This window comes from Providencia sp. PROV209 (assembly GCF_028479485.1).
GTDB classification, from domain to species: Bacteria; Pseudomonadota; Gammaproteobacteria; order Enterobacterales; family Enterobacteriaceae; genus Providencia; species Providencia alcalifaciens.
On the sequence record NZ_JAMPNR010000007.1, the window covers coordinates 24,691 to 42,989 of the forward strand.

Annotated in this window: 13 protein-coding genes; 4 read left to right on the forward strand and 9 right to left on the reverse strand. The window is 42.3% G+C overall.

Annotated features, from left to right (window positions below):
- Position 1: 1 nt before the first annotated feature.
- Positions 2 to 2,569, reverse strand: coding sequence for a DNA mismatch repair protein MutS (gene mutS, locus PR795_RS06985; RefSeq protein ID WP_036961517.1), 2,568 nt, complete (start codon positions 2,567 to 2,569; stop codon positions 2 to 4).
- Positions 2,570 to 2,774: 205 nt separating this feature from the next.
- Positions 2,775 to 3,665, reverse strand: coding sequence for a LysR family transcriptional regulator (locus tag PR795_RS06990; RefSeq protein WP_006659372.1), 891 nt, complete (start codon positions 3,663 to 3,665; stop codon positions 2,775 to 2,777).
- Between the two features lie 124 nt (positions 3,666 to 3,789).
- On the opposite strand from PR795_RS06990, the gene PR795_RS06995 reads away from it, so the two are divergent.
- The 3 genes from PR795_RS06995 to PR795_RS07005 all read left to right on the forward strand — a co-directional run bounded on the left by PR795_RS06995 (position 3,790) and on the right by PR795_RS07005 (position 6,710).
- Complete coding sequence (locus PR795_RS06995; RefSeq protein WP_181480180.1) at positions 3,790 to 5,436, forward strand: alpha-keto acid decarboxylase family protein; 1,647 nt, start codon at positions 3,790 to 3,792, stop codon at positions 5,434 to 5,436.
- A gap of 257 nt (positions 5,437 to 5,693) precedes the next feature.
- Positions 5,694 to 5,963, forward strand: coding sequence for a DUF1471 domain-containing protein (locus tag PR795_RS07000; RefSeq protein WP_036961522.1), 270 nt, complete (start codon positions 5,694 to 5,696; stop codon positions 5,961 to 5,963).
- 201 nt (positions 5,964 to 6,164) lie between these two features.
- Positions 6,165 to 6,710, forward strand: coding sequence for a DedA family protein (locus PR795_RS07005; RefSeq protein WP_272516756.1), 546 nt, complete (start codon positions 6,165 to 6,167; stop codon positions 6,708 to 6,710).
- A gap of 47 nt (positions 6,711 to 6,757) precedes the next feature.
- Here PR795_RS07005 and PR795_RS07010 read toward each other — a convergent pair whose 3' ends face one another.
- The 5 genes from PR795_RS07010 to gltS all read right to left on the reverse strand — a co-directional run bounded on the left by PR795_RS07010 (position 6,758) and on the right by gltS (position 12,623).
- Positions 6,758 to 8,416, reverse strand: a complete 1,659-nt coding sequence (locus PR795_RS07010) for an alpha-keto acid decarboxylase family protein (protein WP_272516757.1) — start codon at positions 8,414 to 8,416, stop codon at positions 6,758 to 6,760.
- Positions 8,417 to 8,667: 251 nt separating this feature from the next.
- Positions 8,668 to 9,021, reverse strand: a complete 354-nt coding sequence (locus PR795_RS07015; protein ID WP_181480177.1) for a RidA family protein — start codon at positions 9,019 to 9,021, stop codon at positions 8,668 to 8,670.
- A 3-nt stretch (positions 9,022 to 9,024) separates the two neighbouring features.
- Entirely contained in the window at positions 9,025 to 10,266 is a 1,242-nt protein-coding gene (locus PR795_RS07020; protein ID WP_006661026.1) for a D-amino acid dehydrogenase, read from the reverse strand.
- Between the two features lie 56 nt (positions 10,267 to 10,322).
- A complete protein-coding gene (locus PR795_RS07025) occupies positions 10,323 to 11,231 on the reverse strand; it encodes a LysR family transcriptional regulator (RefSeq protein WP_006659364.1) in 909 nt (302 codons plus the stop codon).
- A 186-nt stretch (positions 11,232 to 11,417) separates the two neighbouring features.
- Positions 11,418 to 12,623 (reverse strand): sodium/glutamate symporter, encoded by a 1,206-nt coding sequence (gene gltS, locus PR795_RS07030; RefSeq protein ID WP_006661027.1) that lies wholly within the window; start codon positions 12,621 to 12,623, stop codon positions 11,418 to 11,420.
- A 663-nt stretch (positions 12,624 to 13,286) separates the two neighbouring features.
- On the opposite strand from gltS, the gene mdlC reads away from it, so the two are divergent.
- Positions 13,287 to 14,960, forward strand: coding sequence for a benzoylformate decarboxylase (gene mdlC / locus PR795_RS07035; protein ID WP_224050508.1), 1,674 nt, complete (start codon positions 13,287 to 13,289; stop codon positions 14,958 to 14,960).
- A gap of 79 nt (positions 14,961 to 15,039) precedes the next feature.
- Here mdlC and PR795_RS07040 read toward each other — a convergent pair whose 3' ends face one another.
- Positions 15,040 to 16,383 carry an NCS2 family permease gene (locus tag PR795_RS07040; protein WP_006659361.1) on the reverse strand — a complete coding sequence of 448 codons (1,344 nt, stop codon included), beginning with the start codon at positions 16,381 to 16,383 and terminating at the stop codon, positions 15,040 to 15,042.
- Positions 16,383 to 18,191 (reverse strand): adenine deaminase, encoded by a 1,809-nt coding sequence (locus PR795_RS07045; protein ID WP_036961532.1) that lies wholly within the window; start codon positions 18,189 to 18,191, stop codon positions 16,383 to 16,385. The genes PR795_RS07040 and PR795_RS07045 overlap by 1 nt, the downstream gene beginning before the upstream one ends.
- Positions 18,192 to 18,299: the final 108 nt, after the last annotated feature.

Consider the following 18,299-nt stretch of genomic DNA (forward strand, 5'->3'; position numbering starts at 1 on the left):
GTTAGTTATCCATTTCCTTTAAACGATATAACCAGTCAAGGGCTTGGCGTGGGGTGAGTTTATCGGGGTCAATGTCTTCTAAAGCGGCTAATACGGGAGACGGTTCTTCTTCTACTGCACCTAAGAAGCTTAGCTGAGCGCTATCTACATGGCTGGCATTGGCATTATTGGAGATAACTTCTAACTCTTTGAGTTTTTGCTTAGCGCGTTTAATCACTTCTTTCGGTACACCTGCTAGAGAAGCAACGGCTAAGCCATAACTTTTGCTTGCTGCGCCATCTTGGACATTATGCATGAAGGCAATGGTATCACCGTGCTCCATGGCATCGAGGTGAATATTAACCGCACCTTCCAGTTTTTCCGGCAGGGTAGTTAATTCAAAATAGTGGGTGGCAAACAGGGTCATTGCCTTGATACGGTTGACTAAATTTTCTGCACAAGCCCACGCTAATGAAAGCCCATCATAGGTTGAGGTACCTCGACCAATTTCATCCATCAGAACTAAACTGTGTTCAGTCGCATTATGTAAAATATTCGCTGTTTCTGTCATTTCTACCATAAAGGTTGAACGTCCAGAAGCAAGGTCATCAGAGGCGCCCACACGCGTAAAAATACGGTCAACCGGACCAATCACCGCTTTACTCGCAGGAACAAAACTACCAATGTAAGCCAGCAAAGTGATCAACGCAGTTTGGCGCATGTAGGTGCTTTTACCGCCCATATTGGGGCCTGTAATGATCAGCAAGCGGCGCTGTGGAGAAAGGGATAGCGGGTTAGAAATAAATGGCTCACTAAGTACTTGTTCAACAACAGGATGTCGACCTTCAGTAATCTGAATACCGGGTTTGTCCGTCAATTGAGGGCAGGCATAGCCCAGAGTGTCCGCTCGTTCAGCCAAAGTGGAGAGAACGTCCAGTTCAGCCAGAGCTTCTGCACTGGTTTGTAATGCGGCTAAATGAGGCAGTAGTCTATCAAACAGTTCATCATACAGGGCTTTTTCGATAGCCAGTGCTTTGCCTTTTGATGTTAGAACCTTATCTTCATACTCTTTCAATTCAGGGATAATATAGCGTTCTGCATTTTTCAATGTTTGGCGGCGTACATAATGAATTGGGGTGAGATGGCTTTGCCCACGACTCACTTGAATGTAGTAACCATGTACTGCGTTATAGCCCACTTTTAGGGTATCGATACCCAGTTTTTCACGTTCACGAATCTCTAAGCGGTCAAGATAATCTGTTGCGCCATCAGCTAATGCTCGCCATTCATCGAGTTCACTGTTATAGCCAGTCGCAATAACACCACCATCACGGACTAATACTGGAGGAGCGTCGACAATCGCCTTTTCTAGCAGGTCTTGTAACTCATCGAATCGACCAATCCGTTGGGTTAACGTATTCAGGTAACCACAGTCTGATTGTGCCAGAATTTGGTGAATATCCTGATATTGCTGGAACGCATGGCGCATACGTGTTAAGTCACGAGGGCGAGCGGAACGTAAAGCGAGTCGAGCAAGGACTCGTTCCAGATCACCAATTTGACGTAAGAATGGTTGCAGCTCAATGCCATATTGTTGCAAGGCACCAATGGCTTGCTGGCGGTTGGTTAACACGGTGAGATTACGCAGTGGGGTATGAAGCCAGCGTTTTAGCATACGGCTGCCCATTGGTGTCACACATTTATCCAAAATGGCGGCGAGTGTGTTTTCTGTTCCACCTGCAAGGTTTTGAGTTAACTCTAAGTTTCGGCGTGTTGCTGCATCTAAAATAACATTATCTTGTTGTTTTTCCATAATAATGCTACGAATGTGCGGGAGTGCTGTTCGTTGAGTATCTTTAACATATTGCAGTAAGCAACCCGCTGCACGTAAAGCTTTATGGGCATTTTCAACGCCGAATCCGACCAAATCTTTGGTGCCAAATTGCAGGTTTAATTGCTGTTTTGCCGTGTCTAATTCATATTCCCAAAGCGGTCGACGGCGTAATCCTTTATTCAATTCAATCAAGGACATGCTGGCAAAGTCTTCAGGATAGAGTAATTCCGCAGGACGAGTACGCTGAAGCTCAGCTTTTAATGACTCATCATCATCGATTTCGCTGATAATAAAACGACCTGATGCGATATCTAAGGTGGCGAAACCATAACCTTGGGATTCTTGCCAAACTGCCGCTAATAAGTTGTCTTGGCGTTCATTCAATAACGCTTCGTCAGTGATGGTGCCAGGGGTTACGATCCGCACGACTTGGCGCTCTACAGGACCTTTGCTGGTGGCAGGATCGCCAATTTGTTCACAAATTGCGACAGATTCCCCCATTTGCACCAATCGAGCTAAGTAGTTTTCTGCTGCATGGTGAGGGACACCCGCCATTGGAATTGGCTGCCCCGCAGATTGACCGCGTTTGGTAAGAGAAATATCCAATAATTGAGACGCTTTTTTAGCATCATCAAAGAAGAGTTCGTAGAAATCTCCCATACGATAAAACAGTAAAATATCGGGATGTTGCGCTTTGAGTTTTAAGTACTGTTGCATCATCGGCGTATGAGATTCGAAACTTTGGTTTTCTGTCATGTTTTTAACTTGTTGAATATTGAATGTATTTATGGGCTTCTGACTTTCGGTGCCAACGTCATTTTATCTTGTTGTTATAGTGGACGCGCGAAGAGTCGAAAGGTGCATTTGCGCCCATCATAGTAGCCCAGTTAAGGTAAAACTTGTACTAATGGGAACGAAAAAATGGTCAAAAGTTTGAAAAAGAAATGAAATGGTTAAATCTCTAAGATTTAACATTCAACATTTTTAATGCTAACGCTATCCATGCATTTGCTCTACGGCTAGGATGCGCACCTTTTAAGGTAGATAAGGCAAGCTCATAAGCCAACACTGGCTCCGTAACGGGAATAATGGACAGCCCATCAATGTGATTTTTTTGCCACATACTTTCAGGAAGTAATGTAACCCCGACCCCAGCCCGTACCATCGCCATAACAAGGTCTAAATGCCCGCTACGCCCAGCAATCATCGGTTTTTTACCATGAATACCACAAGCACTCGTCACCAATTCATTGATGCGATAGCTATCTTGGAAAAAGATAAATGGCTCATTCAGAATTTCTGCAAATTTAACGATATTTTTAGAGGCTAATGGATGCTTATCATTAACGAGTAGCATTAAACGGTCAGTTGCGAATCGGTATAAATTAAATTGTTGTTCATCAAATGGAGACATGATCGCTGCGGTTTCAACATCTCCTCTGAGCATAGCATCCATCATGTGGTTAGAGCTTAATTCAATGATTTGTAATTCAACTTGTGGGAATTTTTGGCTAAATTCCATGATGATGTCGGCAAAGTAGGTTGAAGCGATAACAGGGGGTAAGCCAACTTTTAACACCCCAGAGAGGGGATCTGACCTGTTTTTTAATGCATCGTTCATCCTGTCAAACTGCTCCAGTATTTGCCGTGCATGGTTGAATAAAATCTCGCCTTCATCTGTCATTTTTACCCCGTCAGTTTCTCGGATTAACAACGTGTATTCGAGCTCTTGTTCTAACTTTTGAATACTACGGCTGATAGCGGGTTGAGTGACGCACAATTTATCTGCTGCACGACTAAAGTTGTTTTGCTGAACAACTTCAACAAAATAGCGTAATCCTCGAATCTCCATCCTAACCTCTATGATATTTTGTTATAGCGATGATGATTATAAATAATTTCCGTTAATGCAATATTCGAGCTAGTAATAATACAAAGTTGAATAATCAGCCATCATTATTGTTGGGAATGAAACAATGAAAACAGTTATCGAATATGTTCTTGATCGCCTGCATATGCTGGGTATTAACGAGGTCTTTGGTGTCGCGGGTGATTATGCTTTCCCTATCGAAGATGCGGTCTGTGAAAATAAAACGTTGCGTTGGATAGGAAATTGTAATGAGTTAAATGCGGCTTATGCCGCAGATGGCTATGCAAGAATTAAAGGAATCGCTGCACTTTCAACAACTTTTGGGGTGGGGGAACTTAGTGCTTTGAATGGCTTAGCGGGTTCGTATGCGGAGCATCTACCCGTCTTCCATTTGGTTGGTATGCCAGCCAGTGGTGTACAAAAAAGCCATCGTCTTGTTCACCATACATTGGGGGATGGTGATTTTGATGTGTTCTATAAAATGAGTCAGCACTTAAGTTGTGCTCATGGGATCTTAACGCCAGAAAATTGCATTGATGAAACAGAACGATTAATTGCAGCGGCACTAAAAGAACGTCGACCAGTCTATATGGGGTTCCCATCCGATTATGCGGTAATGCCGGTTATGACTAAAAGTCAGCATGAAAAGCGTATTCCGCTAAAAAGTGATGACCAATCCTTAAAGGCGGCGGTGAATGCGATTTTGGATAAACTGAGTGTCAGTCAAAAAGCGTGTATTATTCCGGGGATCCTCTCTGCTCGTTTAGGGTGTTCGGATAATGTGCAGGCAATTATTGATAAGACGGGACTACCTTATGCCACCATGTTTATGGATAAGGGGATTGTTAGTGAATCTAACCCGACTTACATGGGGATATATAACGGCAAGTTAATGAATGCGCAAGTTGGGGAGTTCGTGGAGAGTTGCGACTGTATTTTAGGTATTGGTGCAGTATTGACTGATTTTAATTCGGGAAGTTTTACGGCATCGATCTCCCCTGAACAGCGTATTAATATTTTAGCGGATCATGTGAAAGTGGGTTCAGCTATTTATCCGAATGTCGTCATGAAAGAGGTGTTAGAAAAACTGCAAATATTAGCGCCTTCATTACAGCATAAAGGTATTAAGGCGCAAGGATTAGGCGAGCCAAGAAAAGAGGCTAATGGACAAATTACAGCACAATATTTGTATCCTCGTTTAGAGCAGATGTTTAAAGCGCAGGATATTATTGTTGCGGAGACCGGCACGGCTTCCATGGGGCTTGGTTTTGCGCTATTACCTAAAGATGCCCAATTTCATAATCAAACATTATGGGGCTCTATTGGTTGGGCAACACCAGCGGCTTTTGGTGCTGCGATTGCGGCGCCAAACACACGTGTGATTTTAGTGACGGGGGAAGGCTCTCATCAGTTAACAGCACAAGAAATTAGCCAATTTGCGCGCTTTGGTTTAAAGCCGATTGTGCTTGTGTTGAATAATGATGGCTACCTTATTGAGCGGTTATTATGTAAAGAGCCGGAGGCCTATTATAACGATTTACCTCAGTGGAATTATGCGCAACTTCCTGCTGCATTAGGCTGTGATGATTGGTTTTGCCAAACAGTAACGACTTGCGACGAGCTAGATGCCGCCATTAAACAGGCTGAAATAACAGACTCAGCTGCGTATATTGAGATTGTGATGGACCGCTATGCGGCTTCCGATTTGGCTAAAAAACTCGGTAAATCTGTAGCATCGTTATATTCATTCTGATGCTAGGGATAAGCTTGTATTTGTTGCTATTTTTAGCTCTAGTTTTAAAAAATTAACATTGCACAAATAAAAGCAATATTTGTTCAATTCAGCATGATATTAAATTTGATCTTCTTCATGGCATTCTTTATTTTAATAGATAGATATCATTTTTTACTAATAGATAAATAACGCTTCTTTTGATGATTATCAATATTGGATTTTCTAAAAGTGGAAGTGTTAATTAATAGTCATTTATTTAAATAAAGGTGAATTTGATGAATAAATTAAAAGTAGCACTGGTTAGCTTGATGTTTTTAAGTCCATTTGCGATGAGTGCAACTGAAATTAATTATGTTCAATCTATGGAAATGAAATTAGTGGGTAACATTAATATTGTCATGAATGCAGCGACAACAACGGATTATGTGAATGCGGTGTCACAAAAAGCAGATGAAGCTGGAGCAAAGTATTTCATCATAACGTCAGTTAATACTGAAGGTGAAGGCAACGATATCTCAATCAATGCTAGCTTATATAATAAATAGTCTATATTTATATTTTATGCGTTGTGATCCCCTGCACTTAAGTCAGCGTTAAGTGCAGTTTTTTTATGTATCTCTATCCTAACCAGCAGTTTTCCATCATATTGAATCAACTCGCAGAGACCTCAAATTTCATATTTATTTGTGCTAAGATTTTAGCCAGAGATATCGCTTATTGATTGGTTTGGAAAGGCTCCTCATTTTATGTCTGAAGTTTTAACTCATTGGTTAATGGAATATGGTTATTGGGCTGTATTTCTTGGTGCAATGCTTGAAGGTGAAACGGCTGCCTTTTTATCAGGGGTTGCTGCCCATAATCAATTACTTTCTTATCCTTTGACGATGTTATTTGCTGCTCTGGGCGGTGTGTTTAGCGATAACGTACTTTTTTTCGTTGGGCGCTATGCGGGAGCGAAAGTTTTACCTAAATTTCAAAAGCATCAACATAAAATCGTGCGGGTGCAGCAATTGATACAGCGTCATGAAAATTGGATTATTATTGGAATTCGATTTGCTTATGGCATGAGAACCATCGGCCCCATTATTATTGGTGCTAGCAAAGTGAATCCGCTGAGATTTTTTGTGTTAAATATTTTTGGCGGTGCAATTTGGGGATGCCTGATTGTTTCTATTGGGTACTTTGTGAGCTCACTTGTATTGTCACTTCCATTCCATCCTCACTTTTCTTGGTTGGTTATTGCTGTGTTAGTCATCGTGGGTATTTGGTGGATTCGACGAAACAAACGGTAAGTATCAATAATGATAAGCCACCAAGTGATGGCGGCGAGTAGCGATATTTAAGCGGTGTGAGCCTTTGGTATTCCCGTGCGAATGATTTCCCCCATTTTTTTAAGTAATTCTGATGCTTCATACTTGTCAGTCATAATTTCTATATAGGCGGCAGTGTCTATTCTTTCGAGTGTATTAAGAACGCGATCGAGCTCTTCACAGGTTGTCACTGTTTGGCAATACCAATTTTTGCATCCAAGGGTCGCAGGGAGTTGCGCATAATTCCATGGATGTACGTCGTTATAATAAGCTTCAGGCTGATGGCAGAAAAGACGTTCAATAAGGTAACCATCATTATTGAGAACAAAGATCAGCGGCTTAAGTCCCCAACGTGCAAATTGGCTAATTTCTTGAGCCGTTAATTGGTGTGAGCCTTCTCCGGTCGCGAGAATGACTCGACGATGGGGGGCTGCAAGGGCTGCGCCTAATGCGGCAGGTGTCGCCCAACCAATAGAGCCCCATAAGGATTGGGTTTGAAATGAAACCTCTTTAGGAAGAAGTGCAAAGCCTAATCCCATTGAGAATGTACCGGTATCTGCAAACACAATGTCATTTTGCTTTATAAATTTTTCAAATCGTGGATATAAATAACTACTCGTTATTTTGCCTTCATTGTTGGGGATGGGGTTTCCTAAACCATGTGCTTTTATTGATGTGCTGGGAATAAATGTCAAAATATCTTTGAGTTCATTCAAAAGCTCATAAATATAAACTTGAGTATAAACAATAGAATCAATCACCACGTGATCGTCCATAATTTGAATCAGATTGTCAGGGAGAATATTGGCGCTGAAGCATCCTGTATTTACATCACTCATTGCTGCACCAATATTTAAAATGCAGTCACAGTTTTCAATAAAATCAGCGACTGCTAAATTCATTAAATGTCCGGAATACATTCCCATATATTGAGGGTCTGTCTCATTTAAGACGCCTTTATCCATAAACATGGTGGCATAGGGTAGATGAGTTGATTTGATGATAGCTTCGGTTTCTTTGACTAAATCAAACCGCGAAATGAGGGAACCAATTAATGCACAAGCTGATTCGCTATTTTGAAGTTTATGGGCAATTAAGCTAATGACTTTTTTCAATGTATCAGGTCGGCTGGTCGGTAGCACCAATGGTTTTGCTTTCGATATGGTAATACGTTGAACGGCATAATCAGCGGGAATACCAATATAGACAGGGCGTCTTTGTGATAGGGCGTGGGTAATTAAGCGATTCATTTCGCTAACACAATTTTCAGGCGTGAGTATTGCGTGAGCACAAGCGAAAGATTGAGCCGCTTTGTAAAATACGTCAAAGTCACCATCACCTAAAGTGTGATGCATAATGCGTTGATTTTTTTGAATATGGCTAGATGGCATGCCCACTAAATGAAAAATTGGTAATCTCTCTGCATACGCACCAGCAATGCCATTTAAGGCGCTAAGTTCTCCGACTGCGAACGTGCTGGCGAGGGCGGCAACCCCCTTTAAACGCGCATAACCATCTGCGGCATAGGCCGCATTAAGCTCGTTGCAGTTTCCTACCCAACGTAAGTTTGGATTAGCGCAAACAGCGTCATTAATTGGGAAAGCATAATCACCTGCAACGCCAAAAATGTCATTGATGCCTAAATCCTGTAATCGGGATAAAACATGCTCAATCACGGTTTGGGTCATGTAATCTCTCCATCTTGATATAAAAACAACCAATAATTATTGGTTTTGTTTTAATTTTCAGATAATTATTTAAATAACGTATATAGATAATAGTAGTAGGAATGCTAGATAAAGGCGTATTTTTTTTATTAGAAGGGTAATAAAAAGAGTGATTGAGATGAAAATTGGACGAAAAAGATGAAAAGAGGAGTAAGATAAGCATTCAAAAGAATAAATCTAACCTTTTGAATGCGATAGCGAATGAGTAATAATTAACGTTGGGCAGCAGTGACCATCACTTCAACGAGAACTTGTTCTCGTGCCATATTAGCTTCAACGGCAGCGCGAGCAGGGCTAAATTCAGCGGGCATCCATGCTTCCCAAACAGTATTGAAGTCAGCAAAATCGCGTTTCATATCTTTAATCCACACCTGTGCAGATAAAATACGTGTTTTGTCACTGTTACTGGCTGCAAGCAATGCATCAATTTTATTTAATACGTCTTGAGTTTGCGTTGTAATATCTCCGATTAAATCAGTAGGGACCTGTCCTGATAAGTAAACTAAGCCAGCATATTCAACGCTATCCGCTAAGCGGGGTTTTGGGTTATTCCGTTTAATTGGCATCAATTACCTCGTTAATCCTTCTAGTGAAATTGGAGAACTCTGCTGAGTAATGAGCTGAGTTAATATCTCTGCGCTACCCGCTGCTAATGTAAAACCTAAACTGCCATGACCCACATTGAGCCATAAATTGCTGTGTGTTGTCTTGCCTAACATAGGGGGTCCCTTGGGTGTTGACGGACGTAAACCGCACCATGTTTCTGCTTCATCGATTTTAGGTAAATTCGGGAATGTTTTTTTAATAATGTTTTTTAATGCAGAAATTCTGTTTTCCCGTAATCCATATTTGTCATAACCAATATCTACCATTGCCGCGATACGCAATTGATCATGCAGTTTGGCGTAAACAATTTTATTGCCGTAGTCGGTAACACTAATTTTAGGAACGATATGTGTCATGTGTGGATATTCCACACTGAGGCTGTAACCTTTTAAACCTAAAATGGGTACATCGATACCGAGTGGTTTTAATAGCTCTCGACTTCCGTTACCCGCACAAATCACAACATCATCGGCTTGAATGGTGCCTTGAGACGTCTCTACACCAGTAATGGCATTGCCAAGCTTAATAAAGGATTTTACTGAATGCTCGAGGCATAATTTAAATTGTGGTTGTGTTGTTAAGTACGCCAGAATATTTTTGCAGAATAAATAACAATCTGCGGTTTCATCATTTGGTGCGTAGATAGCACCAACTAATTGTGATTGGATATTTTTCAATGCAGGTTCTAGTTGAACAATTTCTTGTGCACTGAGTACTTTTTGGAATTCTTTATCTACGGTTTCACTGGCTTTTTTAAAGCTAGATTGATCTCGATGGATAATTAATTTCCCTGATTTCTCCCAAGCAAAATCAGAAATATCGCCACTTGTTCGCCAAGTATTCATTACATTTTGGCTTAAGAGTGATAATCGTAATAAATGGGCGCCATTGATTTTATTGGTTGTGCGGTTGCAAGCTAATGTGAATTGAGTCATCCAAGCAAGCTGATGTAAGGTAAAATCGATTCTTAAATTTAATGGGGAATCACTTTTACCCATCCAGCGTAAACCTTGTAAGGGAACGCCAGCATCCGCTAATGGTGAAACATAGCGATAACTTAATTGACCACCGTTAGCAAAACTTGTTTCCATGCCCACATCAGAATCGGATTCAATGAGTGTGACGGTTTGACCTGCTTTAATTAAAGCATATGCGGTACTTAATCCAATCACCCCTGCACCGATCACTACCACATGTTTAGTCATAATATTCCGCAACCAATAATAACTTAGGAGTTATCATTTAACGGCGAATAGTCAGACTAAACAATTGAGTTTTCATCACCAGAGTATAACTTTTGGTTAACTACTGCGTTGCGTTTTTTTAGTATTAGCGACAAGGTGTTTACATAATTTTGGGCGGCTTTGGTCAGTGGTCTGTCAGCACGATGGAAGACTGATACAGCGAGGTGTAAATGCTCTTTGAGTGGATAAATCATGGATTCAGGTAAGGTATGTTCCGCGGAAAAAATATCGGTAATACTGCAACCTAATCCTGCACGCACAAACTCTGCAGCCATATGATAAGTATGCACACTGATATTCGATTCCTCGAACTCATGTACCTGTTGTAGCAGTTGAGACAATGAGTCTGATCCTGGGTGGATCCAACGGTTTTGATCGATATCCATTAATGATACGGGGGAAGATATGGGTGGCTGACTGTCAACATATACGAGTGGAATGTCGGCGACGGGAAGGACAGTGATCCCGCCTTCGATCGCTAAATTAAACGCGATACCAATATCCAGATCTTGCTGGGTTAATAATTGCAAAATATCGGTAGTGTGATGCGTGCCAATAGTGAGTTTGATATTCGGATGTTTTTTAATAAAAAGGGCGGTGACTTCGGGAACTAAGTTAAGACCCAGACTTGGTAAGCACCCAATCGCTAATTTACCTTGTGGATTTCGTGATAAATTTTGTGCCAAAATTCTGAGTCTATCTAAATTCTGATAAACCTCCTTGGCTTCCTCAAATAATAAATTAGCTTCATCTGTTGGAATTAATTTCCCTCGAATCCGTTGAAATAAAACCAATCCAAGCTGTTGTTCCGCATGTTTAAGGGCTTTACTCGCCGCAGGTTGGGAAATATGGAGAACTTCAGCGGCACGTGTCAGTGAGCCACAAGTCATAACAGCATAGAAAATATCAAGGTGCCTTAATTTCATTATTGGTAACCTAAGCAATATATTGCATTTTTTCTTATTTTACAGAAAAGCCGGGAGAGGATCCGATATCGGAGTCACTTACTCGAAAGGAAAAAAGGATTCAAAGCGAATAAAACGAGAAAATATCTAAAGTGACAATGCCAGCTCATATACATTTAGTTATGAACTGGCATACAGTATCGAGAATTAACCGATGGATGCACCTAATTCAATAAACAGCTTAATTACGATACTGTTGGTGATATCCACAAGAAATGCTCCGACCATTGGAACAACGAGGAAAGCTTTATGGGATGGGCTAAATGCGCGGGTAACAGTTTGCATGTTGGCAATCGCTGTTGGCGTTGCACCCATTCCAAATCCACAGTGACCTGCACTGATGACGACGGCATCATAGTCACTTCCCATCATTTTGAAGGTCACAAAGCAGGCAAATAGCACCATAACTACCGTTTGTACGGCAATGATGATTAATACCGGACCTGCCATACTCGCTAATTGACCAAATTTTAATGACATCAGGGCAATAGCAAGGAACAGTGAGAGTGCCACGCTACCTAATACATCAACAGTAGGTTCGAAAACTTCGTGCTTAAATACGTGAGTTAAGACGTTACGAATAATAATACCTACAAACAGACACCAGACGAATGTAGGGAGGTGCATTGGTGTATCTTTGGCTAATTCACTGATGTAACTACCGGCAACGATACAAATGATCAGCATTGAAATGGTTTCAATGATGTTGTTGGCGTTGATCTTTCTTTTCACTGACGGCTGCTCGAATGCTTCGAGAATTGTCTCTTTTTCTTGCTCTGTCGCTTTAGGAATAGTGACTTTTTTCAGTAAGTGACGAGCGACAGGTCCACCAATGAGTCCACCCAGTACAAGCCCCATTGTGGCACATGCCATAGCAAGCTCAACAGCACCTGTTACACCGTATTTATCGGCAAGGATCGGTCCCCAAGCACCTGCGTTACCATGACCACCGGTTAAGGTAACTGAGCCCGCTATCAAACCAATAAATGGACTTTCATTTAGCATGACAGCCATGCCCATACCGACCATGTTTTGAATCACAATTAAGATTGTTACAGCGAGAGTTAAAATAACGAGTGGTTTTCCACCTTTTATTAATCGGGAAAAGTCTGAGCTCAAACCAATTGATGAGAAAAAAGCAATCATTAATGTGCTTTGTAATGACGTATCGAATGAGAAGGTATAGCCAGCGGCTTTATCAACAATTAATAAAACAATCGCAACAATAAATCCGCCAACAACGGCATCCGGAATATGGTTTTTCTGTAGAAAAGGGCTGATTTTAACCACGATCATCCCAATAAGAAGCGCTAAGCACGCAAATAATAACGTATAACTGGCATCTAAGATCATTATTTTACCTCATATGAGTTTACCAGAGTGTTTACTTTTGCAATTTAACATTGGTGTTAAATTAAATTACTTTGCTTAACTTTTGTTTAACAATGAGTTTTGTTTGGGGTGCTATAACTTTTAGTTAATTAAATTGTTTAAAAAAAACGCATTTATTGATTGATTTAATTTATTACCAGAATGTTATTCAATTATATAAACCGTTATGAATAATCTAATTCATTGATTTTAATTTAAATTTTAAATTTCCCCATCAGATGGGAAACTCATCGAGTTTTTGACGTGTTTCTAGGGCGTAGAAATGAGGCGTTGAGTGGGTTAATTGTTAGAAGTGTGATGAGTGGCATAAAGCCGTTATTTTGTTAATGTTTGTTAAGTCATTGCCATATGACTCACGTTTTAGATGCTTCTAGGGAAGGTTTCATTTACTTTTTCTTTATTAAAGAGCAGATGAAATGAATATAAATGCCAATATTCTTAGGTCTCTTTCGTGATTTATATGGATTAAATCTTAATAGGTAGTTTTTATTCCTATTTTATTTCTATCATCGAAACAAGATGTTATTTTAACCTATTGTATTATATTGAAATTTAAAATTATTTGAGCGATTTAAAAGTGGAGAAGCATCTCTGGTGTAAATGTTTTTCATTGAGGGATTCGTTATGATAGGAACTGATCCAGATATCTTAATTAGGGTATTTAAAATGAAGAAAACCATTCGCCAAGTTACTTTTGATTTATTACGTCAGTTGGACATTACCACTATTTTTGGGAACCCAGGCTCGACAGAAGAGACATTTTTAAAAGATTTTCCGAGTGATTTTCGTTATATCCAGACATTACATGAAGCTTCGGCGGTTGCTGCTGCGGATGGCTATGCCCAAGGTATGCGTAAAGTGGCGATGGTCAACTTACATACCTCCGCTGGGCTCAGTAATGGTATGAGTAACATCCTGACTGCCTACATGAATCGCACTCCACTGATTATTACTGCCGGAAACCAAACCCGTGAAATGTTATTAATGGAGCCGTGGTTAACCAATATTGAGCCTGAAACGCTACCCAAGCCTTGGGTCAAATGGAGTTATCAACCGGCTCGTGCAGAGGATGTACCTGCGGCATTTATGCGGGCGTATGCGATGGCTCTCCAGCCGCCAGCAGGACCTGTTTTCCTTTCTATTCCGCTGGATGATTGGGACAAGCCTGCGATTGCTCAAGAAGCCGTTGTACGTGAAGTTTCACAGCGGATTGGTTATGATCCCGCTCGCTTACAAGCCTTTGCGGATGCGCTTAGCTCGGCGAAAAATCCGGTACTGATCTATGGTTCTGCAATTGCTCGAGGTGAGGGTTGGGATGCTGGAATCGCATTAGCTGAAAAGCTCAATATTCCTGTGTGGGCGGCTCCGGCTTCTGAACGTCCACCATTCCCTGAAACGCATCCTCTGTATGCCGGAGGACTGCCTTTTGCGATGGGTCCATTATCCGATAAGCTGAAAGGACACGACTTGGCGTTAATTATTGGTGCGCCGGTATTTCGTTATTATCCTTATGTGGCAGGAAGTTATCTTCCTGATGGCATGCGTTTATTGCATATTACTGACGATCCTATTGAGGTAGGAAGAGCGCCTGTTGGGGATAGTTTACTCAGTGATGCAGTATTGGCAATTGAAGGGTTAACACAGCGTGTGAAAGCGCGACCTGCGCCAAAAAATAGCGTGGAAAAGCAATCACATGGTATGGCTCCACACCCAGCCGCGCCGGAAGTAAAAGGTGATTCTACTGTTTTGAGTGCAGCACAGCTGTTTAAAGCGCTGAGAGAAGTTTCTCCGAAAGAGACGATTCTAGTTGAAGAGTCGCCTTCCAATCTTGGCGAGCTCCATCGTGAATGGCCGATTGAATCGCCGGATTCTTTCTATACCTTTGCCAGCGGTTCGCTAGGGTGGAATTTACCTGCGAGCGTGGGAATTGCATTAGCGGAAAAAGACAGTGGACGCCATCGTCCGGTGATGTCAATTATAGGTGATGGTTCGATGCAATATTCTATTCAAGGGTTATGGAGCGCCGCTCAACACAATTTACCGATTGTATTTGTAATCCCGCGAAATAGCGAATATGCGATTTTAAAATCATTTGCCGTGTTAGAAGAAACGCCGGGGGTTCCGGGTCTGGATATTCCAAACTTAGACATTGTGGCGTTAGGTAAAGGTTATGGTTGTACCGCGCTAAAAGCCACAACGATTGATGAGGTAAAAGCGGCTTGCCGTGACGCATTTAACCGCCAAGGACCTACCGTGATTGAAGTGCCTATCCTGCCTCAAATTCCACCGTTGATTTAAAATAAGGTGAAGATTGAATCATAACCTTTAACGTGAAATCCCCTAATATTGAGAGAATTAGGGGATTTTTTTATTAAACTTAGTGCTTCACGAGGGTGGAGAAGTAATACACTAAGGGGACTGCGAGAATCCATAGGCTGATTGGAATTTCACGCCACTTGCCTGCTACGGCTTTAATTAAGATATAGAACAGTAGCCCGCCAGCAATACCTGTACCGAAACTGTTTGCGATGAGCGTAATCATCACCATCATGAGTACTGGTAGGCCGTCAGTAAAGTTACCTAAATCAACTTTGCGTAATCCGCTAAACATATTTAAGCCGATTAAGATTAACGCGGGTGCGGTTGCTTGCGCTGGGATCATTAAAGCAATTGGCGTAAACAGCAACATCAGAAGGAACATAAATGCTGCCGCCAATGCGGTCATCCCTGTTTTTCCTCCCGCTTCAGCCGCGGCGGAAGATTCAATTAAAGCCGTTGCCGCAGGAATACCGACTAAAGGACCTAATGCCGCCGCAATGGAGTCCACAATAAAGGGTCGATTGATATTCGGCATATTACCTTCTTTATCCAGTAATCCAGCCTCGCCACCCACCGCTAATGTCGTACCCATGGTGGAGAAAAATTCAGCTGCAAAAAAGACGAACAAGAACGGTAAGAACGCGATATTGAGTGCGCCGATTAAATCCACTTGTCCCAAAACAGGGGCAATTGAGTGGGGCACGCCGATAAAACTTTCTGGTAATTTAGTGACGCCGAAAGGAATCCCTAGCAAAGTGGCGAATAAAATTGCCCATAAAATCCCTCCCGGAATACGGCGAGATTGCAGTGCAATCGCGACAAAGAAACCGGCAAGTGCGACTAAGGCGCCCGGAGAGAGAAAGTCGCCAAGCATTAACGCATTCGTTTTTGGGTTAGCGAGGACTAAGCCTGCGTTACGAAAACCCAGTATCGCCACGAACAAGCCAATCGAGGCAGTTAAACCGAGCTTGATAGACTGTGGAACTGAACGGGTAACCACTTCACGTAAACCGAATTTGGTTAACAGGAAAAATAAAATCCCAGACCAACACGCGATACCTAAACCGATTTGCCAATCAATCCCTTCGCTGCCTGCGAGAGTGACCCCGACTAAAACGGAGCCGCCAATGCCGGGACCCACAATAAATGGTAGATTGCCATAAAATGCCATTAAGAGGCTGGCTAATACAAATACGATGATAGTGCCAGTGGTCGCCGCGCCTTTATCCATTCCGCCTGCGGCTAATAATCCCGGAATAACCACAAGTAAATAGGCTGCTGCAAGGAACCCAGTGATTCCAGCTAGGCATTCTGTTCTGATTGAACTACCTCGTTCACGCAGTGCAAAACGTCTTTCTAACCAACTCCCTGATGTTGGCTGATGACGAGAATTGTTAGCCATTAATTGGCGCTCCTATCATTATTTTTTATATGGTGAGTATGTTCATGACGTTCTAAGACGGCATTGACAATTTGGCGGGTGGTACCGCAAGTTAATCCTAAATCAGTTAAATGAGGACCTGCATTACATGCAAGGCAGGTGCCTTCAATCGCTTTGAACACGCGATACGGTGGTTCCCAATCGGCGATTTGGCTACTTAATTCTCTCAGTTGGCGAAATTGGGCAGCAAGCTCAGGCGCTGGTAATTCAGATAGCATGCCCGCAATTGGCATGGCGACATGGGCTAGGACTTTACCATCTTGGACTAATGCCATACCGCCGCCACTTTCAATCAGTAAGTTGGCTGCCATTGCCATATCGTTTGCATCCCGCCCGAGTATCACAAGGTTATGGGAATCATGAGAGTAGCTGGTGGCAATGGCGCCGCGTAATTCACCCCATCCTTTTAACAAGGCAACTTGAGGTTTGGCATCATGGCGACCATGACGGTGTTGTACGCGGATTAAACTAAATTCGTCAGGGAGTTGTACTATGCCATCTTTCACCTGTACATCCACTTCCCCCCATTGGGTAAAGCGAGCACCACTAATATGGCGTAATCGCGCTGTGCCATTTCGTAAATCAGTGAGTTGAAGTTGGCAATCTTGTGCGGAGATTGGCGCTAAGTGCATGGTGTCGCGTGGTGGCAAAATCGTATTTTCGGGTGCGATTGGGCGGGTAAGTTGCCCATTTTCTGCCACTTTTTTACCGTCAACGTACACTTTCTGAGCGTTTAAAGTTTCCAGTGAATTTAACACAACTAAATTTGCTCGACGACCAGCGGCAATCAGACCAAGGTCATTGCGTTGCAAGCGAATGGCGCCATTGAGCGTCGCAAAGCGCAAGACATCTGTGGCTTGCAGTCCGTGTTCAATCAGCAAATTCAGTAGGGCTATCACGCCCCCTTTTTCAATCAACATATCCGGTGGTACATCATCGGTACACACGGTAATTTGTGATGATAGATGGGGAAGTGTTTGTAAGGCCGCGACAATTTCAGGTAATAAATAAGGGTGAGAACCTCGAATTTCGAGCGTCAGCCCTGCACGTAGTTTTTCGAGAGCATCTTCAGCAGAGGTAAGTTCGTGATCTGATGTTACGCCAGCGGCAAGGTAAGCTTGTAAATCAGCGCCTTTTAATCCACGCGCATGACCTTCAATGATTTTTCCTGAATTTAATCCGGCATCGAGGATTTCTTCCATGCGCTCACTGCCATGCAACACACCAAACATATCCATCACTTCTGCGACACCACGCACCTCTGGCCAACTGAGCATGGTAGACATTTCTTGTCCTGCAAAGTCTGCTCCTGACATTTCTAAGCCGGGTGTTGATGGTACCGAAGATGGTGCAGCAACCATGACATCCAGAGGTAGATTACGGCTAGCATCAATAGCATAACGTACCCCTTCCAGCCCAAGTACGTTCGCCAATTCATGGGGATCCCAAAATACTGCAGTGGTGCCTTGAGTGAGGACAATTTCAGCGTAGCGAGCTGGAGGAAGATGGGAGCTTTCTAAATGAACGTGAGTATCGATGAAGCCGGGAGAAATAAACTGCCCCGATAGGTCGTGAATTTCATGGCTATCCGTACGACTTCCCGTCGGATGGACACTCGCAATCAGCCCTTCAGTGATACCAATATCGGCAGGGCGAATTTCACCTGTGACCATATCGATGATATTGGCGTGGGTAAGCAAAAGGTCAAAGGGAATTTCCCCTTTTGCGGCCTGAACGGCACGACGTCGAGTTTGATTTGTTAGCTTCATAAAACACCATCTTCAAGATTTATGTCGCTACTTTATGAGTAAGGCAAACGTTTGCCAAGATGATAAAATTTATCAGATCATAAAGAGAGGTTATAATGCAGAGCATAA

Coding starts and splice junctions, on each gene's coding strand:
- mutS (WP_036961517.1), bottom strand. CDS start 2,569: ATGACAGAAAACCAAAGTTTCGAATCTCATACGCCGATGATGCAACAG.
- PR795_RS06990 (WP_006659372.1), bottom strand. CDS start 3,665: ATGGAGATTCGAGGATTACGCTATTTTGTTGAAGTTGTTCAGCAAAAC.
- PR795_RS06995 (WP_181480180.1), top strand. CDS start 3,790: ATGAAAACAGTTATCGAATATGTTCTTGATCGCCTGCATATGCTGGGT.
- PR795_RS07000 (WP_036961522.1), top strand. CDS start 5,694: ATGAATAAATTAAAAGTAGCACTGGTTAGCTTGATGTTTTTAAGTCCA.
- PR795_RS07005 (WP_272516756.1), top strand. CDS start 6,165: ATGTCTGAAGTTTTAACTCATTGGTTAATGGAATATGGTTATTGGGCT.
- PR795_RS07010 (WP_272516757.1), bottom strand. CDS start 8,416: ATGACCCAAACCGTGATTGAGCATGTTTTATCCCGATTACAGGATTTA.
- PR795_RS07015 (WP_181480177.1), bottom strand. CDS start 9,021: ATGCCAATTAAACGGAATAACCCAAAACCCCGCTTAGCGGATAGCGTT.
- PR795_RS07020 (WP_006661026.1), bottom strand. CDS start 10,266: ATGACTAAACATGTGGTAGTGATCGGTGCAGGGGTGATTGGATTAAGT.
- PR795_RS07025 (WP_006659364.1), bottom strand. CDS start 11,231: ATGAAATTAAGGCACCTTGATATTTTCTATGCTGTTATGACTTGTGGC.
- gltS (WP_006661027.1), bottom strand. CDS start 12,623: ATGATCTTAGATGCCAGTTATACGTTATTATTTGCGTGCTTAGCGCTT.
- mdlC (WP_224050508.1), top strand. CDS start 13,287: ATGATAGGAACTGATCCAGATATCTTAATTAGGGTATTTAAAATGAAG.
- PR795_RS07040 (WP_006659361.1), bottom strand. CDS start 16,383: ATGGCTAACAATTCTCGTCATCAGCCAACATCAGGGAGTTGGTTAGAA.
- PR795_RS07045 (WP_036961532.1), bottom strand. CDS start 18,191: ATGAAGCTAACAAATCAAACTCGACGTCGTGCCGTTCAGGCCGCAAAA.